This is a genomic window from Kitasatospora sp. NPDC114501, assembly GCF_055633695.1.
Window position 1 is genome coordinate 38,953 of sequence record NZ_JBVKDS010000015.1, and the last position, 26,064, is coordinate 65,016.

Below are 26,064 nucleotides of genomic sequence, written 5' to 3' on the forward strand. Positions count from 1 at the left end.
CTGCCGCCCGTCCTCCCGCCACCCGTCCGGGCGGGAGAGGAGATCGGCGAGGAGGCCGCGAGCGGTGTAGGAAAGCCGACGGTCCTGCAACAGGCCGTTGGGAAGGACGGTGAACGCGCGCGTGTGAACGCTACGATGAATCTGCATCTGGAGTTGCTGCTCCTGGTGCCCGACCCCGGGGTGTGTCACCACCGCCGGGGTCTCCTATGTTCTGTTGATGATGCGGAAAGTAGCACATCGGCTACGCAGAGTGCGAACCGTTGGGCATTGCGGCCCTACCGGTGGGGCGGGGTGCGACAGCCCGCAGGCGTGAACACACACTGCCCGCTCGCGCTCCCCCGGGATCAAGTGCGAGCTGCGGCCACCGCGTCTGTATAGAGCTCCGTTGTCAGGTCGTCCTCGTTGATCCCGAGGTCGGCCAGTACGGCCCGCACGGCGTCGAGTGCCGCCGCTAGGTCACCCTGGGCGGTCGCAGCGGTCTCGACCTCGATGAATGTCGCGTCGAGCTCCGGCACGCGGACGAGCGTGGCGAGGAAGCGCCGACTGCTGCGTTCGAAGTCGTAGTTGCGGCAACGCTTCTCGAACCGGATGCGCGGGGTGAAGCCGAGGCCTTGGATGATCTCGTCGGCCGCCTCGGCGTCCTCTACCCGGGTCTCGGCCTCCCACTTCGACCCGGACGCCTCGTCCACCCGGGCGCCCTTGTATGTGAGCACGGTGCGGGTGTCGTCGGGTCCGTGAACGGTGCGAATCCGCAGCTCGCGGTCGGCTCCCATCAGGCTGCCGTCCGAGGCTTCGTAGTACGTGTCGCGGTACACCTCGGCGCGCCCGGCGCCGTACGACTTCTCCAGTCGTGCGAGGACGAGTTCGGGGTCGCGTACGACGGCCTTGAGCTCCGCCTCGATCGCCATGCCGGTTCCTCCTTCAGATCACGCGTTGAGCGCCGTCCAGCAGCACCTCGAACTGCCGCTGCCAGCCCCGATAGAGCGGGCCGGACGGAGTGGGCAGCACCTTATACGTTGCCGACTCATGCCCCTCCCAGCCCGCATCGAATGCCCCCACATAGAGGGTGCTGTCCAGTCGGATGATCCGCCAGACCGGCACTGCGGTGTACCGGTAGACCTCGACGTGGCCCGCATCGGCGAGCTCCCGGAGCCGGGCCTCGGCAAGGAGGATCCCACTGGCGAGGGACTCGGTCGACTCGCCGATTTCAGTCGCACGCTGCCTGGCCGCAGGCGAATCCGGATCGAGGAGAAGCACACGTAGGCGCGGCGCCGGGACGTCGTTGCGATTGAGGTGCTGGCGCAGCAGGGAGTCCCGGAGGGCAAGGAGTCCGAGGCCACGTACGGCCAGCACGTCCAGCTCAACTGCGGACCGTGCCGCGCGCTGGATCTCGGCGGTCGCGGCGGCCTGATCGTTGTACACCCTGACCACTTCGGGGAACGCAGAAAGATCGAATGCTGATCCAACTGTGCGTTGCCCTGAAGTTCGTGACGCCAGCCCGAGGAGGCGGCGTGCGGGGTCGGGCATCTGGAAGCCGTCCGCGACTCGCTCGAACACGTCGAGGCGAACGACCTCCCGCCGACCGTTGATGATCTCGTTCACGCGGCTCTGGGTCATTCCTACCTGGACCGCGAGCCGAGCCTGGCTGGCGCCGCTGTGGTGCTGGACGTAGCGGAACAAGGCCGCCATGTCCCTGCGTCGGAGCGCGTCACGGACTTCGGCGTTCTGCCATGCGAGCTCCGGCAGTTTGATCGGTTCCAGGGCGGTTCCCATGGGTCGCTCCCAGGCGCTCGGGCACATATCTCACAGTGAGATTACCGGCAGGGTATCGGGCGTGACGGAACACCGGACGACGCTGAGTACGTGACACCTGTCATCTGCGTCGACGCTCCGATCGGCCTGCCGCAGCAGCACCGTTCTCGAACTCAAGGTTCACAGAGGTGGCGTGTGCATATCCGCGAAGTGTCGGCCCAACACAGCGGCAGCTCACCGGAAATCACGCTCCCTTCGTTCGCCCCTATGCCCCCGACGAGGCCTCCATGCTCGAAACCCACTGTCCCCGCATGTTCGTTGCGCGCCTCGACTCCCGCACCGAATCCGCGCCCCTGGCGCGCTACTTGCTCCGCGCCTACCTCTCCGGCCTCCCCACCGGTGACCGTTACCGCGACACCGCCGAGCTGCTCCTCGGCGAGCTCTTCGCCAACGCCGTCCAGCACTCCGACGCGCCCGACGACCGGCACGTCGAGGTCCGCTTCACCCTCACCCCCGACGACCTCCTGCGCCTCGAAGTGCACGACGCCGACACCACCCGCCCCCTCCTCCGTATACCGCCGCGCCGGACGACGAGCACGGACGTGGCCTGTTCCTCGTCGGCGAACTGGCCGAACGCTGGGGCTGCACCTCCCGTCCCTGCGGCATCGGCAAGTACGTCTGGGCCCTCATCGCCCCCGCTACCATCCCCTGAAAGCCCGATTCCCCATGCACCTCGCCACCCTCGCCCGGCACACCCTCTCCCGTGGCGCCACCCCGGCCGCGACCTACGCCCTGATCGCCCGCCTCGGCCATCAGCCCCTGACCACCGCCCGCGCTGTCTGCCTCGCCCTCGGCATCCCCCTCGCCGAGACCGTCCGCCGCCTCGGCGACTGCCACGACGCCCTGCTCGCCGACCCCCGCCCCGACTCGGAACACGACACCGGCGAACTCCTCGAAGCCCTCGGCGTCTTCGACGTCCCCAAGGCCCTCACCGACACCGAACTCACCGTCGTCGAGCACTTCCTGGTCGCCATCGAGGCCATGGGCGGCATCCGGCCCGGCCACCAGCACGGCCTCCAGCGCTGGTTCACCACCGGCAACCTCACCACCGCCTACCTCTCCCTCGCCGCCGCCCGTCCCCTGCCCCGCACCGGTGACCCCACCCGCTACTGGGCCAGCCTCGTCACCGCCGGCGAACTCCTCGCCACCACCCTCCCCTCCGACCACCGCATCAGGTACGCCCTCACCCACTGCCGCACCCGCGCAACCTGCCTGTGAGCGCGGGAAGTCGGCCCCGCCGACTTCCCGCGCAGACGGCCGGACCTCCCCGTCGTCGTTCGGCTCACCGAAGCGGCGACGGGGAGAAGGAGAGGCGGGGCGGGCTTCCCAATCGTCCCGAGGCGTCGTGAGAATGGCGGAGAAGCCTGCTCTCGCCCCGCACTCACGAATCCTCCGGAGCTGCCACAGTGACGAGCAACATCGCACAGCAGGACGCCGCCGTCGCCGACAAGGCGATCCTCGCGAACAGCGCCTACGCCGACGGCCGCCACCTGGCCGCCCGGCAGTCCCTCTACCAGTGGCAGCGGCCGCGGTACGACCTGCCGGGGATCGTCGTCGAAGAGCTGGCCGGCACCAGCGGCACCGTGATCGACATCGGCTGCGGCAACGGCAGGTACGTCAACCGCCTGCACCGGGACCGACCGGACCTCCAGGTCGTGGGAGTGGACATCTCGGCGGGCATCCTCGCCGACGTCCCGAAGCCGGTCCTGGTGGCCGACGCCCAGGCCCTGCCGTTCGGCGACGGCAGCGCCGACGCGGTACTGGCCCTGCACATGCTGTACCACGTGGGCGACATCGAGGCCACGATCGAGGAACTGGCCCGCGTCCTCCGGCCTGGCGGTGTGCTCATCGCCTCGACCAACAGCGACACCGACAAGCAGGAGCTCGACGAACTCTGGGCCAGGGCCGCAGGGGACGTCCTCGGGGTTCCCGAGGGCCCGGGGAGGGTCACCCTCAGCTCCCGGTTCTCGCTGGAGAAGGCCTCCGGCTACCTCGGTGCGGTGTTCGAGGACATCCGGGTGCGGGAACTGCCCGGGGTCATCCGGGTTTCCGACCCCGCGCCGGTCGTCGCCCACCTGGCCTCGTACGAGGCCTGGGCCGACCAGAGCGGTGTCCCGTTCCACGACACCGTCGGCCGGGCGGCGGAGATCGTCGCCGCGGTGATCGCCACCGAAGGCGTCTTCGAGATCAACGGCCTCGGCGGCATCCTGATCTGCCGCCGCTGAGGGCGAGACCGGGGCGGCCCCGGCCACCTATGGCCGGGGCCGAAGCCCCCGCACAGGAAGTCGGACGGGCCGACTTCCTGCGCAGGGCAACGGGAAAGGCGGGTCAGCGGGCGGCGGCGCGTTGGAGGGCGCTGGCGAGGAGGGCGAGGTCGGTGGGGCCGTTGCCGAGTTCGCGGACCGGGCGGCGGGCCGGTGGGGCGCCGAGCTGGAGCGGGTCTATGGCGACGACGGTGGGCCGCAGGGTGGCGGTGCGCGGGATGCGGCCGCTGATCCGGGCGGTCTGGAAGGCGGTGACCCCGCCGTCCGGGAGCCGGAGGTAGCCGCGGCCGGGGGTGTCCTCCGGGAGGGCGGCCGCGTCGCCGAGGTGGATCAGCAGGTCGGAGTCGGCCGGGTCGTCGGTGCGCAGGGCGATCCGGAGCAGCGCGGACTCGTCCACCTCGGTGCCGGCGCTCTCCTCCGGGCGGCCGGTGGCGACGGCGAGGTGGATGCCGAGCGGCCCGCCCCGGCGGGCGACGGCGGCCAGCGCGCGGGCGAGCGGCCGACCGGCGGCGGAGGTGGGGGAGAGCAGCGCGTCGTAGTCGTCGACGACGACGACCAGTCGGGCCGGGGGAGCGGCCGGCCCGGTCGGGCGGGGGCCCTCCGCGCTGCGCGGCGGGATGATCCGGGGCGTGGTGGCGGCTCCGCCGCCGACGCCTGCGGGCACCGGGACCTTGGTGTGCTCCGCGTCCGCCTCCGGCCCGTCCAGGCTCTGCTCGTCCAGGATGCGCGCGGCGTGCCAGGAGGCGAAGTCCAACCCGTCGAACAGCCGCTCCCGCAGGGTGAGTTCGTCCTCCAGCGCCTCGGCCGCGAGCAGGGCGGCACGCGGGTCGGCGGCGGCGTTCACCCGGCCGGCGACGTGCGGCAGCTCGGTGCAGCCGTCCAGCCCGTCCTGGCCGTCCGACACGGCCCGGCCCTCGATGATCGTGACGCTCAGCCGCTCGGGCCGCTCGGAGACGGCGAGCGAGGCGACCAGGGTGCGCAGCAGCTCGGTCTTGCCGGAGCCGCGGGCGCCGCCGATCAGCAGGTGCGGGCCGCCCGGGTCGGGGGAGGGGAGGGTGAGTTCGGGGTCGGCGAGGTCGAGCGTGCAGAGCTCGTCCCGGGTGGTGCCGAGCAGCGCGGTGGCGGCGCCGATGCCGCCGGCGTGCGCGTCCCAGCGGGCGGAGAGCTTGGCCGGGGTGACGGTGTCGAGCTGGAGCAGGTCGAGCAGCCGCAGGGCGTCGGGCAGCGGGCCGCGGGCGGCCGGGGCGGCCTCGCGCAGCGGGGCGAGGAGCCGGGCGAGCCGTTCGGCCCAGGCGTCCGAGACGGCGTCCAGCGAGACCTCGTGCAGGGCCTCCCGGCCGCGGGCGACCGGGCGGTCCAGCGAGAACTGGGTGCCGACCTCGCCGGTGATCACGGCGGTGGCGCCGAGGCCCCGGGGGAGCAGTTCGGGCTGTTCGGCGAGGCAGATCGGGAAGATGCCGACGGCGGGGCCCTGGCGCAGCAGCAGGTCGAGCGCCTGCCGGGCGGCCTCGGTGGCCGGGCGGCCGTCCACCACGACCACGGTGGCGGGGTGGCCGCCGAGGCCGCTGGGGCCGCTGAGCCGGGCGGTGAGCTCGGTCAGCCGGGCGGTGGCCTGTTCGTCGTCGAGGCCGACCAGCAGCCGGCAGTCCTGGCCGTCGACCGGGCGCAGGTGGGGCAGCCACAGGGCCCAGGCCCAGGTGTCGGCGCGGTCCTCGGCGGGGCGGGCCGGGTCGGCGTCGACCACGACCAGGCTGAGCCCGGTCGGCGGGTGCAGGGCGGCGAGCTGGGCGACGACGGCGCGGGTGAGCGCGTCCAGGCGCTCGCGCGGGCCGCTGAGGCCGAGGCTGCCGGCGGTCTGGAGGTCGAGGGTGACCGGGACGGCGGGCAGCGTGGTGCCGGGCGTGGTGCCGGGGCCGCCGGGGCGGTCGGCGGTGCCGAGGCGCAGGGTGAGCGCGTCGGGGTGGCCGGGGCCGCGTTCCCAGAGCCGGGGGCCGGGGCCGACGGCGTTGAGCAGCAGGGTGGCGAGGTCGGGCCAGCGTTCGCGCTGGGCGGCGGTCTGGCGCAGCCGTACCGCGGCGTGGTGGCGTTCGGCGCTCTCCTGGCCGGGCGGTTCGGCGGCGCGGCCGGGCAGCAGGGAGAACAGGCCGCGGCCGCGGCCCGGGGCGGGTTCGGGGGCGGCGGGCGGTTCGACCACGGTCGGCGCGGGCCGGACCGGGCCGGGGGCGGCGAGCTGGAGGTGGCCGTGGCCGTCCGGCAGGGCGGCGCGGACGGCCCCGGTGGCTTCGGCCGGTTCGGGGGCGGTCACCTGGAGGGTGGACTCGCCGATCCGCAGGAGGGCGCCGGGCTCCAGCGGGACGGCTGCCTCCGGCGGGCCGGGCGGGACGAGCCGGCCGTCCAGGGCGGTGCCGTTGGTGGAGCCGAGGTCGCGGACGGAGACCCGGCCGTCCTCGGCGAGGTGCAGGGACAGGTGCAGCCGGGAGACGTCCGGGTCGTCGAGCGGGACGTCGGCCTCGGCGGAGCGGCCGACCCGGATCTCCCGGCCGTGCAGCCGGTGCACGCCGCCGGCGTCGGGGCCGCCGACCACCCGCAGTTCGGCGGCGGCGGGGGCGTCGTCGGGGTCGTCGGCGGTGGGGTCGGGTTCGTTCAGGCTGAGCACGGCGCCGTCGAGCAGCGGGGGGTGGCCGAGCAGGGTGTGCTCGTCGACCCGGTGCGCCCCGGCATAGAGGTGCACGTGGGTGGCGGCCCGCGGTCCGCGGACGCCCACGGCGCCGGCGAGCGCGCCCGCGATGGCGCCGAGTGCGGTGCCGACGGGCGCGGTGACCAGCACGTCCACGTAGGGGATGGCGGAGCCGGCGGCGGACGGGCCGCTGCGCGGTCGGAGGACGGTCAGCCGGATCTGCATCTCGCCCGCGGGTCCCTTCTGCTGATGTGAAGCCTGGTGCCGCTGCCCGGTGCCGTGGGCACCGTTGGGCCACATGAGTGGCGAGTGTCCATCCTGCCATCCGTCGAGGACGGTCCGCGCACCGTACCGGATTTGACGATCTTGCGATCATCGCCGTGGCGGGGGCGACGGAGGGTCAGGTCGACCGGCCCTTCGCGGGGTGCCCGGGACCTTCCCTAGGGGATGTCCCCCAACCCTTCCCCAGACCGTGCGGATGGCCTACCAGCCACCTCTGAATCCCGAACGGACACGGTTAGAGTGGCCGCAGACACGGGCCCGGCAGGCTCACCGCACCAGCGGAGGAGCGCCCCGCGCGGGCGGCACGGCGAGGAGTGCGACAGGTGCGGCCAGTCGGCAGCAAGTATCTGCTGGATGAGACCCTCGGGCGGGGTGCGACCGGGACCGTCTGGCGCGGCGTGGTGCGCGAGGACGTCCAGGTGCCGGGCTGCGCGCCCGGGCAGCGGGTCGCCATCAAGGTGCTGCGCGAGGAGCTGGCCGCCGACCCGGACGTGGTGATGCGCTTCCTGCGCGAGCGCTCGCTGCTGCTGCGGCTGACCCACCCCAACATCGTCCGGGTCCGCGACCTGGTCGTCGAGGGCGAGCTGCTGGCCCTGGTGATGGACCTGGTGGAGGGCCCCGACCTGGCCCGCTACCTGCGCGCCAACGGCCCGTTCAGCCCGATCGCGGGCGCCCTGCTGATGGCCCAGGTCGCGGACGCGCTGGCGGCCAGCCACGCGGACGGGATCGTCCACCGCGACCTCAAGCCGGCCAACGTGCTGCTCGCCTCCACCCTGGTGGACGGTGTCGAGCGGATGCACCCGCTGCTGACCGACTTCGGCATCGCCCGGCTGGCCGACTCCCCGGGCGTCACCCGTACCCACGAGTTCGTCGGCACCCCCGCCTACGTCGCGCCGGAGTCCGCCGAGGGCCGCCCGCAGACCTCCGCGGTGGACGTGTACGGCGCCGGGATCATGCTGTACGAGCTGGTCACCGGCCGCCAGCCGTTCCAGGGCGACAGCGCGCTCGCCGTGCTCCAGGCCCACCTGGCGCAGGAGCCGCAGCGGCCCAGCACCATGCCCGAGCCGCTCTGGACGGTGATCGAGCGCTGCCTGCGCAAGGACCCGGCCCAGCGGCCCGGCGCCACCTCGCTGGCCCACGCGCTGCGGGTGGTCGCGGCGGGCGTCGGCGTGCACGCCTCCCCGGCGGCGGTGGACGAGGCGCTGGCGGTCGGCGCCCTGCTGCTGCCGGACCCGCAGCCGACCGCCGTCCCCTCCACCGCGTCGCCGCTGCCGCCCGCGACGGTGCCGGGCGCGATGGTCCCGGGCGCCGCGGCCCCGGGCGCCGACGACCGCACCCAGGTGCTGCCGCCGCCCCCGGGCGGGCCGCAGTACGACCCGGCCGGGGCGACCCGGGTGATGGGCACCCAGCCGCCGCCCGCGCCCCCGCAGGGCGCCGAGGACCGCACCCGGGTGATGCCGCCCGCCGCCGTGCCGCCGCCCCCGCCCGCCGCGCCGCCCCAGGAGGAGGCGCCGCACCCGTGGCAGACCCAGCTGCGCGCGGCGCGGGACCGCAACCAGCAGACCCAGGTCGGTTACTTCGGCCCGGACGACTACGAGGACTACCCGGAGCCGCAGGTCGCCCCGCCGCCCTACCAGGCAGGCCAGGGCGGCCACCCCGGCCAGGGCCGCCGGCCGGGCCAGGGCGCCCCGGGCGGACGCCCCGGACCGCAGCAGCCCGGCGGCTACCGCCAGGCCCCGCCCCCGCCCGGCTACGCCCAGCGCCCGCCGGTGGCCCCGCCGCCCTACCAGGCCGGGCAGGCGGGCCAGGGCGGCCACGGCGGCCAGGGCGGACGCCCCGGGCCGCAGCCGCCCGGCGGCTACCGGCAGGCCCCGTCCGGGTACGGGCAGCCGCAGGGCGGCTACCCGCCGCCGCCCGCGCCCGCCCCGGCGCCGCGCCGGGCCGAGCCGCCCGCGCCGCAGTACCGGGAGGCCCCGCCGCAGCGCCGCGAGGAGCCGTCGGCACCGGCCCGCCGCGAGCCCGCGCCGGCCCGCGAGCCGCGTCCGCGCAGCCGCAACCGGATGTACATCCCGGGGCTCGGCTGCCTCAAGGGCTGCCTGATGGTCCTGCTGGTGCTGGCCGTGGCCGGGGTGGCGCTGTGGAACTTCACGCCGCTTCCGCAGTACTGGGACAACGTGGTGGGCTGGTACGACTCGGCACGCGACTGGGTGGACAGCGTCTTCGGCAAGTAGCGCCGCCCCGAGCCCGAGCCGGTGCCGACGCCCGCTCGGTGCCGGGACCGATCCGGGCCTGGGCCCCGCCGGACGGCGATATTGACGCTATGTCGACAATTCGCGAGATTTCTCGGCCGGGAGTCCCGCCCAGGGCCCCTCAGGCGGCCCGCGCAGGGCCTCCGGGCGCGTAGGTTGGTCGCTGTTGTCCCGCCCCACCGAGCGCGCCGGACCCCCGGAGCGCTCCCGCGCCGCCCACGGAGCAGCATTGGCACGCAAGATCGGCAGCCGGTACACCGTCCACCAGGTGATCGGCCGGGGTTCGGCCGGGACGGTCTGGCTCGGTGAGGGCCCGGACGGCCCGGTGGCGGTCAAGCTGCTGCGCGAGGACCTCGCCGCCGACCAGGTGCTGGTCGGCCGCTTCGTCCAGGAGCGCACCGCGCTGACCAGCCTCGACCACCCCCGGGTGGTCGGCGTGCGCGACATGGTGGTGGACGGCAGCGACCTCGCCCTGGTGATGGAGCTGGTCCAGGGCACCGACCTGCGCTCCCGGCTGGAGCGGGACGGCGCGCTGCCGCCGCAGACCGCCGCCTCGATCATCGCCGACGTGGCCGACGGCCTCGCCGCCGCGCACGCGGCCGGGATCGTCCACCGCGACGTCAAGCCGGAGAACGTCCTGCTCGACCTCGCCGCCGCCCCCGGCCCGGGCGGCGCCCCGCGCGCCAAGCTCACCGACTTCGGCGTGGCCCGCCTGGTCGACGCCCCCCGCCGCACCCGGGCCACCCGGATCATCGGCACCCCCGACTACCTCGCCCCCGAGATCATCGAGGGCCTGGAGCCGCGCGCCGCCGTCGACATCTACGCCCTCGCCACCGTGCTGTACGAGCTGCTGGCCGGCTCCACCCCGTTCGGCGGCGGCCACACCGGCGCGGTGCTGCGCCGCCACGTCACCGAGCAGGTGCCGCCGATCCCCGGTCTGCCGGACGGGCTGTGGCGGATCATCTCCGAGTGCCTGGCCAAGGCCCCGGCCTCCCGGCTGCGCGCCGCCGAGCTGGCGGCCCGGCTGCGCGAGCAGCTGCCCTCGCTGGCCGGTCTGCCGGTGCTCGCCGTGCCCGTCCAGGGCCGGGCCCCGGCCGAGGAGCAGCTGACCCCCGGCGAGGCCGTCTACGCCGAGATCGACGCCGGCCCCGGCACCCACAAGCGCCGCCGCGGCCCGGCCGTGCCGCTGGTGCCCGGCGCCGTCCCGGACTCCACCCGGGACACCCACACCAGCCTGCGCCGCCCGTCCGCCGACGAGCTGGCCGCCTACGCCCTCGAGTCCCGCGCCCAGCGCGCCGCCCCGGGCCACCGCCGGGACCGCCAGGCGCTGCTGCGCCGCCGCCGGCTGCTGGCCGTCCTGATCGCCACCGTGCTGCTGCTGGCGGGCGCCGCCGCGGCCTGGACGGCCTTCGCGGCCACCGTCCCGGACGGCGCTCAGCACACCCGCCCGGCGGTCTCGGGCACGGCCCCGCGGGCTCCCTGACCGCCGTCGTGACGCCGGGGGAACCGGGGGTGTCGTCATGACCACTCCCGGAACCATTACCCTGGGGGCGTGGCAGCCGTCGATCCTTCCGAAGAGCTCAAGAACCTCGATACGACCATGGGGTCGATCGAGGCCGTCATCGACCTGGACAAGATCCGGGCCGACATCGCGGTCCTGGAGGAGGAGGCAGCCGCCCCCACCCTGTGGGACGACGTCGCGAACGCGCAGAAGGTGACCAGCCGGCTCTCCTTCCTCCAGGGCGAACTGCGCCGCGTCGAGGGCCTCCGCAGCCGCATCGACGACCTGGGCGTGATGTTCGAGCTGGCCGAGTCCGAGGACGACGCGGACACCCGCGTCGAGGCCGAGGCCGAGCTGGTCTCGCTGCAGAAGGCCGTCGAGGAGCTGGAGGTCCGCACCCTCCTCTCCGGCGAGTACGACGCCCGCGAGGCGCTGATCAACATCCGTGCCGAGGCCGGTGGCGTGGACGCCGCCGACTTCGCCGAGCAGCTCATGCGCATGTACCTGCGCTGGGCCGAGCGGCACGGGTACCCCACCGAGGTGTACGACACCTCGTACGCCGAAGAGGCCGGCATCAAGTCCGCGACCTTCACCGTGAAGGCGCCGTACGCCTACGGCACCCTCTCGGTCGAGCAGGGAACCCACCGCCTGGTCCGCATCTCGCCGTTCGACAACCAGGGCCGCCGGCAGACCTCCTTCGCCGGCGTCGAGGTCCTCCCGGTCGTCGAGCAGTCCGACCACGTCGACATCGACGAGGGCGACCTGCGGGTGGACGTCTACCGCGCCTCCGGCCCCGGCGGCCAGGGCGTCAACACCACCGACTCGGCGGTGCGCATCACCCACCTCCCGACCGGCATCGTGGTCTCCTGCCAGAACGAGCGCTCGCAGATCCAGAACAAGGCGTCCGCGATGAACGTCCTCCAGGCCAAGCTGCTGGAGCGGCGCCGCCAGGAGGAGAAGGCGGCGATGGACGCGCTCAAGGACAGCGGAAGCTCCTGGGGCAACCAGATGCGCTCCTACGTGCTGCACCCGTACCAGATGGTGAAGGACGTCCGCACCGCGTACGAGGCCGGCAACCCGCAGGCCGTGCTGGACGGCGACATCGACGGATTCATCGAGGCCGGCATCCGCTGGCGCAAGCAGCGCGAGACCAGCGCCGAGTAGGCACCGCGCCGAGTAGGCACGGCGCCGATTGGGCGCCGAACACCGCAGAAGGCCCCCGACCGCAGTGGTCGGGGGCCTTCTCGTCACGTCTCGTGGGGATCAGGCCAGTGCCTGCCGGGCGATCAGCGCCACCGCGAGCAGCCCGGCCAGCACGGCCAGCAGCATCGCGGGGGAGAGCGCGGCGAACGGCCCCTGCTGCTCCTGCATCCGGGCGCGGTTGGCCCGGCACACCGGGCAACGCCCGTCGCTGACGCGGCCGTTGCAGTTGGCGCACACCAGATGGTCGCAGGTCATGCGATCTCCTCCTTGCTGCTACAGCCAACGCACCGGACGGGGCTTTGGTTCCACGCACTGCCCTGTACGGGGGGAGCGGCCGTGACACGGTCGCCCCCTCCACTCTGCCAGGTTCCGGCGGTTCCGGCTCCCGGGCTGTGAGATGCCTCCCAATATTCGGGGCATAAGCGGACATTCTCCCCCAAGGGGTGGCCGTTGTCACGGGCGGGCCCTGCGGGCCAGTTCCCGATTCGCGTATGGTCCCAGTCCGGGAGCGGCCCTCTGCGTTCCCGTCGCCCGCCCATGGACCGGGCCTCCGGGGCGGACCGACCGAGGACTGGCGCCGCCTAGGATGGCCTCCGTGATGCAGCCGTGATCAGATTCGACAACGTCTCCAAGACCTATCCCAAGCAGAATCGTCCCGCCCTGGACAACGTCTCGCTGGAGATCGAGAAGGGTGAGTTCGTCTTCCTGGTCGGCTCGTCCGGCTCGGGGAAGTCCACCTTCCTGCGCCTGTGCCTGCGCGAGGAGCGCCCCTCCACGGGCGCCGTGCACGTGCTGGGCAAGGACCTCGGCAAGCTGTCCAACTGGAAGGTGCCGCACATGCGCCGCCAGCTGGGCACCGTCTTCCAGGACTTCCGCCTGCTGCCGAACAAGACGGTCGCGCAGAACGTCGCCTTCGCCCTGGAGGTGATCGGCAAGCCCAAGAGCGCCATCGGCAAGGTGGTGCCCGAGGTGCTGGAGCTGGTCGGCCTCGGCGGCAAGGAGGACCGCATGCCGGGCGAGCTGTCCGGTGGTGAGCAGCAGCGCGTGGCGATCGCCCGCGCCTTCGTGAACCGTCCGATGCTGCTCATCGCGGACGAGCCCACCGGCAACCTCGACCCGCAGAACTCGGTCGGCATCATGAAGCTGCTCGACCGCATCAACCGCACCGGCACCACGGTGCTGATGGCCACCCACGACCAGGCCATCGTCGACCAGATGCGCAAGCGCGTCATCGAGCTCGACAAGGGGCTGCTGGTCCGCGACCAGGCCCGCGGCGTCTACGGGTACCAGCACTGACCCAGCGCTGACCCGTAGGGCCGTCGGCCCGAACCGCCAGTCCCGGAGCAGTACCGACCCTGGAGTTGTTTCCCGCATGCGTGCCCAGTTCGTCCTGTCGGAGATCGGTGTGGGTCTCCGACGCAACCTGACCATGACCATCGCGGTCGTGGTCAGCGTCGCGCTCTCCCTCGCCCTCGCCGGTTCCTCGCTCCTGGTCCGCGACCAGGTGAACTCCATGAAGGGGTACTGGTACGACAAGGTCGAGGTGAGCATCTACTTCTGCACCAAGGCGGACGCCCGCAACTCGCCCCAGTGCGACAAGGGTGCGGCCACCGACCAGCAGGTCCAGGACATCAAGGACCAGCTGGACAAGATGACCTCGGTGGTCCAGTCGTCCACCTACGAGAGCTCCCCCGATGCGTACAAGCACTGGAAGGAGATGAACCCGGACAACCCGCTCATCTCCGTCCTGGGCCCGGACGCCATGCCGCAGTCCTGGCGGGTCAAGCTCAACGACCCGACCAAGTACGACGTGATCCAGAGCGCCTTCGCCGGCAAGCCCGGCGTCAAGTCGGTCGAGGACCAGCGGAAGATCCTGGAGAACCTGTTCGGCCTGCTCAACGGCCTCCAGACGGCGGCCTTCGTGATCATGGTGCTGATGCTGTTCGTCGCGCTGCTGCTGATCGTCAACACCGTCCGGGTGTCGGCGTACAGCCGACGGCGCGAAACCGGGATCATGCGCCTGGTCGGTGCCTCGAACTTCTACGTCCAGATGCCCTTCATCGCCGAGGCGGCCTTCTCGGCGCTGCTCGGCGCGATGATGGCCTCCGGACTCCTGATCGGCGGGCACTTCTTCGTCCAGAACTGGCTGGCCGACCGGGTGCAGTTCATCCACTTCATCGGCCTCGGCTCGGTGCTCGCGGTGATACCGCTGCTGATCGTGGTGGGTATGGGCATGGCCGGCGTCGCGGCGTTCTTCACGCTGCGCAAGTACCTCAAGGTCTGATCCCCGGACGCCCCGACGGCCCCGGACGGCACTGCGCCGTCCGGGGCCGTCGGCGTTCCGCGGTCCACCGTTCGGGCCCGTCCCGCGCGGACCGGTGTCTACACTCCGATGCCATGCTGCAAACTCCGCGCAGGGCCCGCCAGGTGGCCGCCCTCAGCCTGGTGTTCGGCGCCGTGCTGCTGACCGGCGCGGCGACCGGTGCCTGGGGCGACCCGGGCGATCCGCCGCACCGGCCCTCCGCCGACACCGTCCGGGCCGCCGGCGGGCTCCCGGCCGACCCGGCCGGCGCCGCCCTGTCCGAGCAGCAGGCCGAGCACCTGCTGGCGGCCGGCGGCGACCGCTGGGGCGCGTACTACAGCGCCCAGGAGTACGCCGAGTTCAGCCAGGGCCTGGACGGCCGGTACCCCGGCGTCGGCCTGTCGGTCGGCCGCGGCCAGGACGGCGTCACCGAGGTCTCGCAGGTCGCGCCGGGCGGCCCGGCCGCCGCGGCCGGGATCGCCCCCGGCGACCGGCTGGTGCGGATCGGCCAGGACCAGGCCGACCACCTCCCGGTCACCGAGGTGGTCGCGCGGCTGCGCGGCCAGGGCGAGGAGCGCCGGGCGGGCTCCGAGGTCACCCTGGCGGTCCGGCGCGGCGAGGGCGCCGAGCGCGAACTGCGGCTGCGGCGCGTCCTGCTGGACAGCCGGCAGGTCACCGCCGAGCAGTTGGGCAAGGGCGTGCTGCGGGTGACCGTGCGCGCCTTCACCAGCGGCGTGGCCGACCAGGTGCGCGCCGCGCTGCGCGCCCCGCACACCGGCGTGGTGCTCGATCTGCGCGGCAACTCCGGCGGGTTGGTCGACGAGGCGGCCGGCACCGCCGGGATCTTCCTGGACGGCGGAGCGGTCGGCTCGTACCAGGAGCGCGGCGAGACCAGGGAGTTGACCGCCCCGCCGGGCGGCGACCAGCGCACCCCGCTGGTGCTGCTGGTGGACGGCGGCACGATGAGCGCCGCCGAACTGCTCGCCGGCGCCCTCCAGGACCGCAGCCGCGCCGTGGTGGTGGGCTCGCGGACCTTCGGCAAGGGCACCGTCCAGCAGCCCAGCCGGCTCGCCGACGGCGCCGTGCTGGAGCTGACCGTCGGCCGCTACTACACCCCGGCCGGACGCTCCCCGGACGGCACCGGTCTGACCCCCGACGTCCAGGCCGGCTCGGGCGAGGAGGCCGACGAGCTCGCCCTGCGGGTCCTCGCCGGGCTCGGCACCCGCGCCTAAAGCAGCTGCCCCATCGGGCGTCGAAGTGCGAGAATGACCGGGCTATGGCAAAGGAAACCGGACAGAAGCTGATCGCGCAGAACAAGAAGGCGCGACACGAGTACACGATCCTCGACACCTACGAGTGCGGCCTCGTGCTCACCGGCACCGAGGTCAAGTCGCTGCGCGAGGGGAGGGCCAACCTGGTCGACGGCTACGCGTACATCCAGAACCACGAGGCGTGGATCGACAACGTCTTCATCCCCGAGTACACCCAGGGGACGTGGACCAACCACGCGGCCCGGCGCAAGCGCAAGCTGCTGCTGCACAAGCTGGAGATCCGCAAGATCGAGACCAAGGTCCGCGACGCGGGCCACACCCTGGTCCCGCTGTCGCTGTACTTCAAGGACGGCCGGGTGAAGCTCGAACTGGCGCTCGCCGTCGGCAAGAAGCTGTACGACAAGCGCCAGACGCTGCGCGAGAAGCAGGACACCCGCGAGACGGCCCGCGCGGTGGCGGCGGCCCGCCGACGCCAGGGTTAATCCGCTGGACCCTCGCCCGTCGCCTCGCGTACTATGGCGCAAGCAACACGGACGCTCACCGTCCGAGCTGTTTCTCAACAAAACATGGGGATGATCGGTTTCGACAGGGGATGTTGAAACAGGGGAAGCGAGCCGAGGAACGCGGCAATGATCTCGTAAACCACGTGTCGCAAAAAAATAATCGCCAACTCTAAGCGCGATTCCCAGCAGTTCGCTCTCGCTGCCTAATAAGCACCGATAGCGCTTGGGTGTCAGACCGGGGAGTTCCCGACCCGGACCCTGGCATAATCTAGGGAACTCAACCGTCCGCCCGGGCTGCGAGGGCGGATGGGAAATCAAACAGCAGCTGGGCCTGTTGGCGGCTTGTCCGTGTGACCGCCAGGGCCGAGAAAAGCACAGCGGACTGCGCTCGGAGAAGCCCTGAATTAACTCCACTGGACCCGGGTTCGATTCCCGGCATCTCCACCACCCCATGTTGACGTCGAAGGCCGTCCTCCGCTCCGCGGAGGGCGGCCTTCGACTTTTGTCCGCTCCGGAGCAGCGCGGCCGGGGGGTCGCGGCGTAGGATCATCCGTCCGCTCGTTTTCCGGAGCCCGATTCCGTCGCTACCACCGAGGCCATGCAGAGCAACACGCCCACCACCCCCGCCACCGACCACGAGACCGTCCGCACGCGCGAGATCGCCGGTGAGCAGCAGCACCTCGACACCGTCTACCACCGGTTGGAGGAGAAGCTCGCCGAGGCCGAGTACATCCTGGAGGACGCCGCCAAACGGGTCCAGGTCGGCACTCCCGGCGCGCTCGCCGAACGCGACGCGCAGGTCTACCGGGCCGGCGCCCACCTCCAGCGTCTGAACAACGAGTTCGAGGACTTCCTGTTCGGCCGGATCGACCTCCAGCGGGCGGACGCCCCGGAGGAGCACGGGATCCCGTCGAACACCCCGCTCGACCCGGCCGACCCGGCCGTCGCCGAGACCCTCCACATCGGCCGGCTGGGGGTGCTGGACGCCGAGTACGGCCCGCTGGTGATCGACTGGCGCGCGCCCGCTGCCGCCCCGTTCTACCGGGCCACCCCGGTCGAACCGGGCCGGGTGATCCGCCGCCGCGTCATCCGGTCCAAGGGCCGCAAGGTGATCGGCGTCGAGGACGACCTGCTGCGCCCGGACCTCACCCCGACCCTGGACGGCGAGGAGCTGGCGGTGGTCGGCGACGGCGCGCTGATGGCCTCGCTGGGCCGCGCCCGCAGCCACTCGATGCGCGACATCGTCTCCTCCATCCAGCGGGAGCAGGACGAGGTGATCCGCGCCGCCGCCGCGGGCGCCACCCTGGTCACCGGCGGCCCCGGCACCGGCAAGACCGCCGTCGCCCTGCACCGCGCCGCCTACCTGCTCTACCAGGACCGCCGCCGCTACGCCGGGGGCATCCTGGTGGTCTCGCCGACCCCGCTGCTGGTCTCCTACACCGAGGGCGTGCTGCCCGCGCTGGGGGAGGAGGGCCAGGTCGCCATCCGGGCGATCGGCTCGCTGGTGGACGGCGTCGAGGCGGACACCTACGACACCCCCGAGGCGGCCCGGGTCAAGGGCTCGGCCCGGATGGTGCAGCTGCTGCGCCGGGCCGCCCGCGCGGCCCTGGAGCTGGGCGCGCCGCAGGAGCTGAAGGTGGTCGCCCGCGGCGAGGTGCTGAAGCTGGACGCCTCCCGGCTGAAGGCCGTGCGCGGCAACGTGGTGGGCTCCGGCGGCACCCCGCTGAACCTGCTGCGCCCGCGCGCCCGCCGGCTGCTGCTGGACGCCCTGTGGCAGCAGGCCACCAGGGACCTGCCGAAGCCCGCCGACCACTACGCCCGCGAGCAGCGCCAGGAGGAGAAGGAGTCCTTCGACGAGTACGTCTCGGACGAGGCGTCCTTCCTGGACTTCCTGGACGCCTGGTGGCCGGCGCTGACCCCGCGCCGGGTGCTCGCCACGCTGCGCCAGCACCGGCACACCAACCGGATCGCCCGCCGCGCCGTCACCCCGGACGAGGCCAGGCTGCTGGCCGCCTCCTGGCGCCACCTGTCGGCGGCGGGCGAGGGCGCGCTGTCCGCGCACGACGTCGCGCTGATCGACGAGCTCCAGGTGCTGCTCGGCGAGCCGGCCCGCCCGAAGATCCGCGAGGTGGACGCGGTGGACCTGCTGAGCGGTCTGGACGAGGTCACCACCTTCGCCGACCGCAGCGCCCGCCAGCGCGACCGCCGGCCGGTGGAGCGCACGGAGTACGCGCACATCATCGTGGACGAGGCACAGGACCTCACCCCGATGCAGTGGCGGATGATCGGCCGCCGGTCCCGGACGGCCACCTGGACGATCGTCGGCGACCCGGCGCAGTCCTCCTGGCCGTTCCCGCAGGAGGCCCAGGCCGCGATGGACGAGGTGCTCTCCGGCAAGCCGCGCCGCCGCTTCACGCTGACCGTGAACTACCGCAACCCGGCCGAGATCGCCGAGGTCGCGGCCAAGGTGCTGGCGCTGGCCGCGCCGGGCACCCCGTCGCCGAGCGCGGTGCGCCACGTCGGCGTGGAGCCGCGCTTCGCGGCCACCGCCGACCCCTCGCCGGAGGCCTTCGGCAAGGCCGCCCGGGCCGAGCTGGAGCGGCTGCTGGCCGAGGTGGACGGCACCGTGGCGATCGTGGTGCCGATGGACCGCCGGGACGAGGCGGCGGGCTGGGCCGAGGGTCTGGGCGAGCGCGTGGTGACGCTGGGCAGCCTGGAGGCCAAGGGCCTGGAGTACGACGCGACCGTGGTCGCCGACCCGACCGGCATCGCCGGCGAGTCGGAGGCCGGCCTGCGGGTGCTGTACGTGGCGCTGACCCGCGCGACCCAGCGGCTGACCGTGCTCTCCGGCCCGGACGACCTGCCGGACGCGGACGGTGTGCCCGCGCTGCTGCACGGCTGACGGTCCGTACGGAAGAAGGCCCCCCACCGGATGGTGAGGGGCCTTCAGACGTTGACGACACCGACCCGCCATGCTCGCCTCGCGGCAAGTGGTCCCTCGAAGGGACGAAGGTTGGGCCCGGGGGCTTGGATCGAGCCGGTGTCCCGTCCAATGTAACGCATCGGCCGGGAGAGGCAAGGAGTGAGCGGCGGTGACCGGTGCCGTCGGCCGGGTTTGTCGGGTCCGCACACTCAATGAACGTTATTTCTGGCTTCCCCTTGGAAGGTGCGACGATCGAGTCCTAGCATGCGCAGGCGATGCCTTCAACAAAATGTTGAGCCTGCGGGACAGACGGAAGAAGGAAGCGTCGATGGCGACGGTGCCCAGTGTCTCCAACTCGATCACGGTGCGGCTGGAGGTTCCGGCCCAAAGCAACGCCGTCAGTGCGATCACCACGGCCGTGGAGTCCTCCGGCGGGTCGGTGACCGGCCTCGACGTCACCGCCTCCGGCCTGGAGGCCCTGCGGATCGACGTCACGGTGGCGGCCTCCTCGGTCGCGCACGGCGAGGAGATCGTCGAGAAGCTGCGCGCGATCGACGGCGTGTCGATCGGCAAGGTCTCGGACCGCACCTTCCTGATGCACCTCGGCGGCAAGATCGAGATGTCGTCCAAGCTGCCGATCCGCAACCGTGACGACCTCAGCATGATCTACACCCCGGGCGTCGCCCGGGTCTGCATGGCGATCGCGGAGAACCCCGAGGACGCCCGCCGGCTGACCATCAAGCGCAACAGCGTCGCCGTGGTCACCGACGGCTCGGCGGTGCTGGGCCTGGGCAACATCGGCCCGGAGGCCGCGCTGCCGGTCATGGAGGGCAAGGCGGCCCTGTTCAAGCGCTTCGCCGGGATCGACGCCTGGCCGCTCTGCCTGGACACCCAGGACACCGACGAGATCGTCGCCATCGTCAAGGCGATCGCCCCGGGCTTCGCCGGGATCAACCTGGAGGACATCTCCGCGCCGCGCTGCTTCGAGATCGAGGCCCGGCTGCGCGAGGCCCTGGACATCCCGGTCTTCCACGACGACCAGCACGGCACCGCGATCGTGGTGCTGGCCGCCCTCACCAACGCGCTGAAGGTGGTCGGCAAGCGGATCGGCGACATCCGCGTGGTGATGTCGGGCGCCGGCGCCGCCGGCACCGCGATCCTCAAGCTGCTGATGGCGGCCGGCGTCGAGCACGCCACCGTGGCGGACGTCCGCGGCGTGGTCCACCTGGGCCGCGAGGACCTCAACGACAGCCTGCGCTGGATCGCCGAGCACACCAACCGCTCGGGCCGCACCGGCACCCTCAAGGAGGCCGTGGCGGGCGCCGACGTCTTCATCGGTGTCTCGGCCCCGAACGTCCTGGACGGCGACGACCTGGCCACCATGGCCGAGGACTCGATCGTCTTCGCGCTGGCCAACCCGGACCCGGAGGTCGACCCGGCCATCGCCCGGCAGACCGCCGCCGTGGTCGCCACCGGCCGCAGCGACTTCCCGAACCAGATCAACAACGTGCTGGTCTTCCCGGGCGTCTTCCGCGGCCTGCTGGACGCCCAGAGCCGGACCGTCAACACCGAGATGATGATCGCCGCCGCCCGGGCGCTGGCGACCACCGTGGCCGACGACGAGCTGAACGCGAACTACATCATCCCGAGCGTGTTCCACAAGGACGTCGCCAAGACCGTCGCCTCCGCGGTGCGCGAGGCGGCCCTGGCGGGGCCCCAGGACGACCGCGCGCCGTCCCGTCCGACCCCGGGCATCGTCGGCACCCTCGACACCGCCGCGTTCCCCACCGTCAAGCTCTGACGGCCGGATCGGGCGACGTGTCGCAGGTCGCTCAAATGTGCGAATAGTGGTCATACCCTCCAGGCCCGCCCCGAACCCTTGCGACACAAGGGCGAGGGGCGTGTTTGGGCTTGTCAGTCGTAGGGCGTACCGTAGCTCTGCACGGGGCAGGCGTGTCCGACAAGTACGGAACGTCCCCCTGGTCTTCCGGCGTGTCGTCCCGACCGCCGCCCGCTCCCGGTCCGCCGGAGCCGACGGAGCGTCACACCTCCGACGGGCGGGCGTTGTTCGGGTGGCTCGGCCGGGGCCCGATTGGCTTTCTCGGGGCCGGTCGGGGCAGGATTCGTATCCAGGCGGGCAGGTGGGCCTTCGACGGCTCCGGCGCGCGGCATCGGGTACGGACCCGGCCTGCGACCACGCATTGCCTGCATGAGCACAGTGTGCGGACCTGCGGCCTATCCGGGTGCCCCCCGGTGGGAGCACCGATGGGCCCCCGCGCACCGCAAGCGAACAGACCACAGGAGTACACATGAACCGCAGTGAGCTGGTGGCCGCGCTGTCCGAGCGCGCCGAGGTGACCCGCAAGGACGCCGACGCCGTTCTGGCCGCTTTCGCCGAGATCGTCGGCGAGGTCGTCGCCAAGGGCGACGAGAAGGTCACCATCCCCGGTTTCCTGACCTTCGAGCGCACCCACCGCGCTGCCCGCACCGCCCGCAACCCGCAGACCGGCGAGCCGATCCAGATCGCCGCGGGCTACAGCGCCAAGGTGAGCGCCGGCTCCAAGCTGAAGGAAGCCGCCAAGGGCGCTGCCTGAGCCACCCCTTGAACGCCCGAGAGGCCGGGCTCCCCGCTGGGGAGCCCGGCCTCTCGCCGTCGTGCCGGACCGTCAGGCGTCGACCAGCTGCTCGGCGGGCAGCTCGACGTGCGCGCCGAGGTCGCGCAGCTTGTCCATGAAGTTCTCGTAGCCGCGGTTGATCAGGTCGATGCCGTGCACGGTCGAGGTGCCCTCGGCCGCCAGCGCCGCGATCAGGTACGAGAAGCCGCCGCGCAGGTCCGGGATGACCAGCTCGGAGCCGATCAGCTTGGACGGGCCGGAGACCACCGCGGAGTGGAGGAAGTTGCGGGCGCCGAAGCGGCACGGGGTGCCGCCCAGGCACTCGCGGTAGAGCTGGATGTGCGCGCCCATCTGGTTCAGCGCGCCGGTGAAGCCCAGCCGCGACTCGTACACCGTCTCGTGGACGATGGACAGGCCGGCGGCCTGGGTCAGCGCGACCACCAGCGGCTGCTGCCAGTCGGTCTGGAAGCCCGGGTGCACGTCGGTCTCCAGGGCGATCGCCTTGAGCTCGCCGCCCGGGTGCCAGAAGCGGATGCCCTCGTCGTCCACCTCGAAGGCGCCGCCGACCTTCCGGAAGGTGTTCAGGAAGGTCATCATCTCCAGCTGGCGGGCGCCGCGGACGTAGATGTCGCCCTTGGTGGCCAGCGCCGCGCAGGCCCAGGAGGCGGCCTCCAGCCGGTCCGGGATCGCGCGGTGGTTGTAGCCGTTCAGCTCGTCCACGCCGGTGATCAGGATCGTCCGGTCGGTGCCCAGGGTGATGATCGCGCCCATCTTCTGCAGCACGCAGATCAGGTCGACGATCTCCGGCTCGATGGCCGCGTTGCGCAGCTCGGTGACGCCCTCGGCGAGGACGGCGGTGAGCAGCACCTGCTCGGTCGCGCCGACCGAGGGGTAGGGCAGCTCGATCTTGGTGCCGCGCAGCCGCTGCGGGGCGACCAGGTAGGTGCCCTGCGGGTGCTTCTCGATGGTGGCGCCGAACTGGCGCAGCACCTCGAAGTGGAAGTCGACCGGGCGGCCGCCGATGTCGCAGCCGCCCAGGCCGGGGATGAAGGCGTGGCCGAGGCGGTGCAGCAGCGGGCCGCAGAACAGGATCGGGATCCGCGAGGAGCCGGCGTGCGCGTCGATGTCGGCGACGTTGGCGCTCTCGACGTGCGAGGGGTCGAGGATCAGCTCGCCGTCCTCGTCGCCGGTGCGCACGGTCACGCCGTGCAGTTGCAGCAGGCCGCGGACCACCTTGACGTCGCGGATGTCCGGGACGTTGCGCAGTCTGCTGGGGCCCTGCCCGAGGAGGGCGGCGACCATGGCCTTGGGCACCAGGTTCTTCGCTCCGCGGACGCGGATCTCGCCTTCGAGCGGGTTTCCGCCGTGGACCAGCAGGACGTCGTCGGTCATCGTTCTCGCAATCCGGGGTGCCAGAGGAGTCGGGGGGAGGGGCTCCGGGAGAGAGCCGGTGGTGGACCGGTCGTCAACGGGCGCGTTCGGGCCCCCGGCGAAACCGAGTCGGCACCGTGAAAAGGCGTCCACCAGACGTAGATGGTAGTGGGCGTGCCGATGGTTCCCGTGAGCCTCTCCCGTGATGGTGCTCTCTCCGGGCCCGCGCCCGCCCTCCGGTACGGCCGTACGGGTGTTCGTCCGGCGTGGCGGGTTTCGGCATGTTGCGGTGTCCGAGCGGTGCCGTTCTGCGGGATCATGTGGGCATGACGGCGGCCCATTCGCACGGAGGCCGGTCCCAGACCGGCCGTCTGCTCGTCGCGACGCCCCTGCTCACCGACCCGAACTTCGCGCGGGCGGTGGTGCTGCTCCTCGACCACGACGCCGAGGGGGCGCTCGGCGTGGTCCTCAACCGGCCGACGCCGGTCGAGGTGGGCAGTGTGCTGGACGGCTGGAACAGACTCGTCGGACAGCCGGCGGTGGTGTTCCAGGGCGGTCCGGTGGCGCTGGACTCGGCGCTCGGCCTCGCGGTGGCGCCGGGTGAGCCGGGCACCGGGGAGCCGCTCGGCTGGCGCCGGGTGCACGGCGCGATCGGCCTGGTGGACCTGGAGGCGCCGCCCGAGGTGATGGCCGGCGAGCTGGGCAGCCTGCGGATCTTCGCCGGGTACGCGGGCTGGTCGCCGGGGCAGCTGGAGGCGGAGCTGGAGACCGGCGCCTGGCACCTGGTGGACTGCGAGCCCGGGGACGTCTCCAGCCCCGAGCCGGAGCGGCTGTGGCGCGCGGTGCTGCGCCGCCAGCGCGGGCCGCTCGCCCTGCTGGCGACCTATCCGGACGACCCGACGATGAACTGAGCCGACCGGCCCGGGGCCACGACACTGGCCCGGTTTCCGGAGGCCCCCATAGACTTGGCACCCATGAGCACTCTTGAGCCCGAGCGCGGCCTCGGCACCGGCACCCTGGTCGAGCCCGTCCCGCAGGTGTCCAACGGGGACGGCGACCACGAGCGCTTCGCGCACTACGTCCAGAAGGACAAGATCATGGAGAGCGCGCTCTCCGGGTCCCCCGTGGTGGCGCTCTGCGGCAAGGTCTGGGTGCCCGGTCGCGACCCGAAGAAGTACCCGGTCTGCCCGATGTGCAAGGAGATCTACGACGGCATCGGCAAGCCGCAGGGCGGCGACGGCGAGAACAAGTAGTCCGGGGCGCTCCGCCGGGAGTCCGGGGCGCTCCGCGCAACGCCGTTTTGCATAGCACCCGGTTTGCCGGGTGGTCTATGCCAATCGTCCGGGGCGTGGGCAGGATGTCGGAATGGACCTCATTCCCGCACCTTCGAGTGCCGCCCGCCACCCGGACGAGGACTATCCGCTCGACGCCGCCACCACGCTGACCGCACCCCCCGCGCTGGCCGACGCCGAGCGCTGGCTGCGGGCCACCCTGTCCGCCGCCACCGGGCTGCCGCTCGGCCCGGGCCGGCCGGGTGCGGGCATCGAACTGGTCCAGGACGGGACGCTCGCCGCCGAGGCGTACCGGATCACGGTGCGCCCCGGCCACGCCCTGCTCGCCGCGGGCGGCCCGGCCGGCGCGCTGTGGGGCGCGCAGACCCTGCGGCAGCTGCTCGGGCCGGACGCCTACCGCCGCTCGCCGCTGCGCCGCGAGGGCTGGGTGCTGCCCGGCGTCGACATCGCGGACGCCCCCCGGTTCGGCTGGCGCGGCGCGCTGCTCGACGTCGCCCGCCACTTCCTGCCCAAGTCGGACGTGCTGCGCTTCGTCGACCTGCTGGCCGCGCACAAGCTCAACGTGCTGCACCTGCACCTGACCGACGACCAGGGCTGGCGGGTCGAGATCAAGCGCTACCCGAGGCTGACCGAGCGCGGCGCCTGGCGGGAGCGCTCGATGGTCGGCTACCGGTCCGGTCAGCGCCGCGACGACCGCCCGCACGGCGGCTACTACACCCAGGACGACCTGCGCGAGATCGTCGCCTACGCGGCCGCGCGCGGGGTCACCGTCGTCCCGGAGGTCGACCTGCCCGGCCACACCCAGGCCGCCGTCGCCGCCTACCCCGAGCTGGGCAACACCGACGTGGTGGACACCGCCGCGCTCGGGGTCTGGACCGACTGGGGGGTGAGCCACAACGTGCTCAACGCCTCCGAGGAGACCCTGCGCTTCTTCGAGGGCGTGCTGGAGGAGGTCCTGGAGCTCTTCCCGTCCGAGTTCATCCACCTCGGCGGCGACGAGTGCCCCAAGGAGCAGTGGAAGGACAGCGCCGCCGCCCAGGCCCGGATCCGCGAGCTGGGCCTGTCCAACGAGGACGAGCTGCAGAGCCACCTCATCCGGCACTTCGACCGCTGGCTGGCCGAGCGCGGCCGCCGGCTGATCGGCTGGGACGAGATCCTGGAGGGCGGGCTCGCCCCGGGCGCCGCCGTCTCCTCCTGGCGCGGCTTCGGCGGCGGGATCGCCGCCGCGAAGGCCGGGCACGACGTGGTGATGTGCCCCGAGCAGCACGTCTACTTCGACCACCGGCAGGCGGACGGGCCGGACGAGCCGATCCCGGTCGGCTTCGTACGCACGCTGGAGGACGTCTACCGGTTCGAGCCGGTCCCGCAGCAGCTGGACGGGGCCGCCGCCCGGCGCGTGATCGGCACCCAGGCCAACCTGTGGAGCGAGTTCATGGACAGCGCCCGGGACCTCGACTACCGGGCCTTCCCCCGATTGGTCGCCTTCGCCGAGGTCGCCTGGTCCGAACTGCCCGCCGAGCCGGCCGAGCGGGACTTCGCCGGCTTCGAGCGGCGGCTGACGACGCACCTGCGGGCGCTGGACGCCCTCGGCGTCGAGTACCGCCCGGCCGGCGGACCACACCCGTGGCAGCGCCGGCCCGGGGTGGCCGGCCGACCGATCGAGGGCCCGCCGCCGGTCCGCTAGGGCCTGTCGTCGAACTCACCGGGAACTTCTGAGCGGTCATCCGACGTCAAGAACTGATGAACATCTGCCCTGGCCCGGAGCGGGTCGGGGCAGATACCGCCCGGTATCGGTCCCA

The 26,064-nt window shown here is 72.8% G+C and carries 20 protein-coding genes, 1 other RNA gene and 1 pseudogene; 17 read left to right on the top strand and 5 right to left on the bottom strand.

The window, feature by feature from the left end:
- Positions 1 to 344: 344 nt before the first annotated feature.
- Complete coding sequence (gene cyaB, locus ACZ7RU_RS26395; RefSeq protein WP_470343448.1) at positions 345 to 908, bottom strand: class IV adenylate cyclase; 564 nt, start codon at positions 906 to 908, stop codon at positions 345 to 347.
- A gap of 13 nt (positions 909 to 921) precedes the next feature.
- Positions 922 to 1,773, bottom strand: a complete 852-nt coding sequence (locus tag ACZ7RU_RS26400) for a helix-turn-helix domain-containing protein (protein WP_470343449.1) — start codon at positions 1,771 to 1,773, stop codon at positions 922 to 924.
- A gap of 290 nt (positions 1,774 to 2,063) precedes the next feature.
- Here ACZ7RU_RS26400 and ACZ7RU_RS26405 point away from each other — a divergent pair.
- The 3 genes and pseudogenes from ACZ7RU_RS26405 to ACZ7RU_RS26415 all read left to right on the top strand — a co-directional run.
- A pseudogene (locus ACZ7RU_RS26405) lies at positions 2,064 to 2,285 on the top strand (ATP-binding protein); the annotation flags it as partial.
- A 193-nt stretch (positions 2,286 to 2,478) separates the two neighbouring features.
- Complete coding sequence (locus tag ACZ7RU_RS26410) at positions 2,479 to 3,030, top strand: hypothetical protein (protein ID WP_470343450.1); 552 nt, start codon at positions 2,479 to 2,481, stop codon at positions 3,028 to 3,030.
- Between the two features lie 188 nt (positions 3,031 to 3,218).
- Positions 3,219 to 4,037 (top strand): class I SAM-dependent methyltransferase, encoded by an 819-nt coding sequence (locus ACZ7RU_RS26415; RefSeq protein WP_470343451.1) that lies wholly within the window; start codon positions 3,219 to 3,221, stop codon positions 4,035 to 4,037.
- 103 nt (positions 4,038 to 4,140) lie between these two features.
- On the opposite strand, the gene ACZ7RU_RS26420 is transcribed toward ACZ7RU_RS26415, so the two are convergent.
- Positions 4,141 to 7,053, bottom strand: a complete 2,913-nt coding sequence (locus tag ACZ7RU_RS26420; RefSeq protein ID WP_470343452.1) for an FtsK/SpoIIIE domain-containing protein — start codon at positions 7,051 to 7,053, stop codon at positions 4,141 to 4,143.
- A 305-nt stretch (positions 7,054 to 7,358) separates the two neighbouring features.
- On the opposite strand from ACZ7RU_RS26420, the gene ACZ7RU_RS26425 reads away from it, so the two are divergent.
- From ACZ7RU_RS26425 to prfB, 3 genes are all read left to right on the top strand, one after another.
- Positions 7,359 to 9,266: a serine/threonine-protein kinase gene (locus ACZ7RU_RS26425; protein ID WP_470343453.1), complete on the top strand. Its 1,908-nt coding sequence runs from the start codon at positions 7,359 to 7,361 to the stop codon at positions 9,264 to 9,266.
- 247 nt (positions 9,267 to 9,513) lie between these two features.
- Positions 9,514 to 10,767, top strand: a complete 1,254-nt coding sequence (locus tag ACZ7RU_RS26430; protein WP_470343454.1) for a serine/threonine-protein kinase — start codon at positions 9,514 to 9,516, stop codon at positions 10,765 to 10,767.
- Between the two features lie 69 nt (positions 10,768 to 10,836).
- Positions 10,837 to 11,949: a peptide chain release factor 2 gene (gene prfB / locus ACZ7RU_RS26435; protein ID WP_470343455.1), complete on the top strand. Its 1,113-nt coding sequence runs from the start codon at positions 10,837 to 10,839 to the stop codon at positions 11,947 to 11,949.
- A gap of 99 nt (positions 11,950 to 12,048) precedes the next feature.
- On the opposite strand, the gene ACZ7RU_RS26440 is transcribed toward prfB, so the two are convergent.
- Positions 12,049 to 12,243, bottom strand: a complete 195-nt coding sequence (locus ACZ7RU_RS26440) for a hypothetical protein (RefSeq protein WP_470343456.1) — start codon at positions 12,241 to 12,243, stop codon at positions 12,049 to 12,051.
- A 351-nt stretch (positions 12,244 to 12,594) separates the two neighbouring features.
- On the opposite strand from ACZ7RU_RS26440, the gene ftsE reads away from it, so the two are divergent.
- The 8 genes from ftsE (at position 12,595) to ACZ7RU_RS26480 (ending at position 21,581) form a co-directional block, all read left to right on the top strand.
- A complete protein-coding gene (gene ftsE / locus ACZ7RU_RS26445; protein ID WP_188307673.1) occupies positions 12,595 to 13,284 on the top strand; it encodes a cell division ATP-binding protein FtsE in 690 nt (229 codons plus the stop codon).
- Between the two features lie 76 nt (positions 13,285 to 13,360).
- Positions 13,361 to 14,272, top strand: a complete 912-nt coding sequence (ftsX, locus tag ACZ7RU_RS26450; RefSeq protein WP_470343457.1) for a permease-like cell division protein FtsX — start codon at positions 13,361 to 13,363, stop codon at positions 14,270 to 14,272.
- A gap of 113 nt (positions 14,273 to 14,385) precedes the next feature.
- Positions 14,386 to 15,522, top strand: coding sequence for a S41 family peptidase (locus tag ACZ7RU_RS26455; protein WP_470343458.1), 1,137 nt, complete (start codon positions 14,386 to 14,388; stop codon positions 15,520 to 15,522).
- A 44-nt stretch (positions 15,523 to 15,566) separates the two neighbouring features.
- A complete protein-coding gene (gene smpB, locus ACZ7RU_RS26460) occupies positions 15,567 to 16,043 on the top strand; it encodes an SsrA-binding protein SmpB (protein ID WP_045695776.1) in 477 nt (158 codons plus the stop codon).
- A gap of 86 nt (positions 16,044 to 16,129) precedes the next feature.
- Positions 16,130 to 16,511: a transfer-messenger RNA gene (gene ssrA / locus ACZ7RU_RS26465) on the top strand.
- 151 nt (positions 16,512 to 16,662) lie between these two features.
- Positions 16,663 to 18,966: a HelD family protein gene (locus ACZ7RU_RS26470; protein ID WP_470343459.1), complete on the top strand. Its 2,304-nt coding sequence runs from the start codon at positions 16,663 to 16,665 to the stop codon at positions 18,964 to 18,966.
- Between the two features lie 349 nt (positions 18,967 to 19,315).
- On the top strand, positions 19,316 to 20,788 hold the full coding sequence (locus ACZ7RU_RS26475) for an NAD-dependent malic enzyme (protein WP_470343460.1): 1,473 nt from the start codon (positions 19,316 to 19,318) through the stop codon (positions 20,786 to 20,788).
- 508 nt (positions 20,789 to 21,296) lie between these two features.
- Entirely contained in the window at positions 21,297 to 21,581 is a 285-nt protein-coding gene (locus ACZ7RU_RS26480; protein WP_030242980.1) for an HU family DNA-binding protein, read from the top strand.
- A 72-nt stretch (positions 21,582 to 21,653) separates the two neighbouring features.
- On the opposite strand, the gene murA is transcribed toward ACZ7RU_RS26480, so the two are convergent.
- Positions 21,654 to 22,994 carry a UDP-N-acetylglucosamine 1-carboxyvinyltransferase gene (gene murA, locus ACZ7RU_RS26485; RefSeq protein WP_470343461.1) on the bottom strand — a complete coding sequence of 447 codons (1,341 nt, stop codon included), beginning with the start codon at positions 22,992 to 22,994 and terminating at the stop codon, positions 21,654 to 21,656.
- A gap of 305 nt (positions 22,995 to 23,299) precedes the next feature.
- Here murA and ACZ7RU_RS26490 point away from each other — a divergent pair, with 305 nt between their 5' ends.
- From ACZ7RU_RS26490 to ACZ7RU_RS26500, 3 genes are all read left to right on the top strand, one after another.
- Positions 23,300 to 23,884 (top strand): YqgE/AlgH family protein, encoded by a 585-nt coding sequence (locus ACZ7RU_RS26490; protein WP_470343462.1) that lies wholly within the window; start codon positions 23,300 to 23,302, stop codon positions 23,882 to 23,884.
- A gap of 63 nt (positions 23,885 to 23,947) precedes the next feature.
- Entirely contained in the window at positions 23,948 to 24,226 is a 279-nt protein-coding gene (locus ACZ7RU_RS26495; RefSeq protein ID WP_470343463.1) for a DUF3039 domain-containing protein, read from the top strand.
- A gap of 112 nt (positions 24,227 to 24,338) precedes the next feature.
- Positions 24,339 to 25,949, top strand: a complete 1,611-nt coding sequence (locus ACZ7RU_RS26500) for a beta-N-acetylhexosaminidase (RefSeq protein WP_470343464.1) — start codon at positions 24,339 to 24,341, stop codon at positions 25,947 to 25,949.
- Positions 25,950 to 26,064 lie beyond the last annotated feature (115 nt).

What these genes read in the sequence shown, in the direction of transcription:
- cyaB (WP_470343448.1), bottom strand. Translation starts at nt 908, where the DNA reads ATGGCGATCGAGGCGGAGCTCAAGGCCGTCGTACGCGACCCCGAACTC.
- ACZ7RU_RS26400 (WP_470343449.1), bottom strand. Translation starts at nt 1,773, where the DNA reads ATGGGAACCGCCCTGGAACCGATCAAACTGCCGGAGCTCGCATGGCAG.
- ACZ7RU_RS26410 (WP_470343450.1), top strand. Translation starts at nt 2,479, where the DNA reads ATGCACCTCGCCACCCTCGCCCGGCACACCCTCTCCCGTGGCGCCACC.
- ACZ7RU_RS26420 (WP_470343452.1), bottom strand. Translation starts at nt 7,053, where the DNA reads ATGTGGCCCAACGGTGCCCACGGCACCGGGCAGCGGCACCAGGCTTCA.
- ACZ7RU_RS26440 (WP_470343456.1), bottom strand. Translation starts at nt 12,243, where the DNA reads ATGACCTGCGACCATCTGGTGTGCGCCAACTGCAACGGCCGCGTCAGC.
- ftsX (WP_470343457.1), top strand. Translation starts at nt 13,361, where the DNA reads ATGCGTGCCCAGTTCGTCCTGTCGGAGATCGGTGTGGGTCTCCGACGC.
- ACZ7RU_RS26455 (WP_470343458.1), top strand. Translation starts at nt 14,386, where the DNA reads ATGCTGCAAACTCCGCGCAGGGCCCGCCAGGTGGCCGCCCTCAGCCTG.
- smpB (WP_045695776.1), top strand. Translation starts at nt 15,567, where the DNA reads ATGGCAAAGGAAACCGGACAGAAGCTGATCGCGCAGAACAAGAAGGCG.
- ACZ7RU_RS26470 (WP_470343459.1), top strand. Translation starts at nt 16,663, where the DNA reads ATGCAGAGCAACACGCCCACCACCCCCGCCACCGACCACGAGACCGTC.
- ACZ7RU_RS26475 (WP_470343460.1), top strand. Translation starts at nt 19,316, where the DNA reads ATGGCGACGGTGCCCAGTGTCTCCAACTCGATCACGGTGCGGCTGGAG.
- ACZ7RU_RS26480 (WP_030242980.1), top strand. Translation starts at nt 21,297, where the DNA reads ATGAACCGCAGTGAGCTGGTGGCCGCGCTGTCCGAGCGCGCCGAGGTG.
- murA (WP_470343461.1), bottom strand. Translation starts at nt 22,994, where the DNA reads ATGACCGACGACGTCCTGCTGGTCCACGGCGGAAACCCGCTCGAAGGC.
- ACZ7RU_RS26490 (WP_470343462.1), top strand. Translation starts at nt 23,300, where the DNA reads ATGACGGCGGCCCATTCGCACGGAGGCCGGTCCCAGACCGGCCGTCTG.
- ACZ7RU_RS26495 (WP_470343463.1), top strand. Translation starts at nt 23,948, where the DNA reads ATGAGCACTCTTGAGCCCGAGCGCGGCCTCGGCACCGGCACCCTGGTC.
- ACZ7RU_RS26500 (WP_470343464.1), top strand. Translation starts at nt 24,339, where the DNA reads ATGGACCTCATTCCCGCACCTTCGAGTGCCGCCCGCCACCCGGACGAG.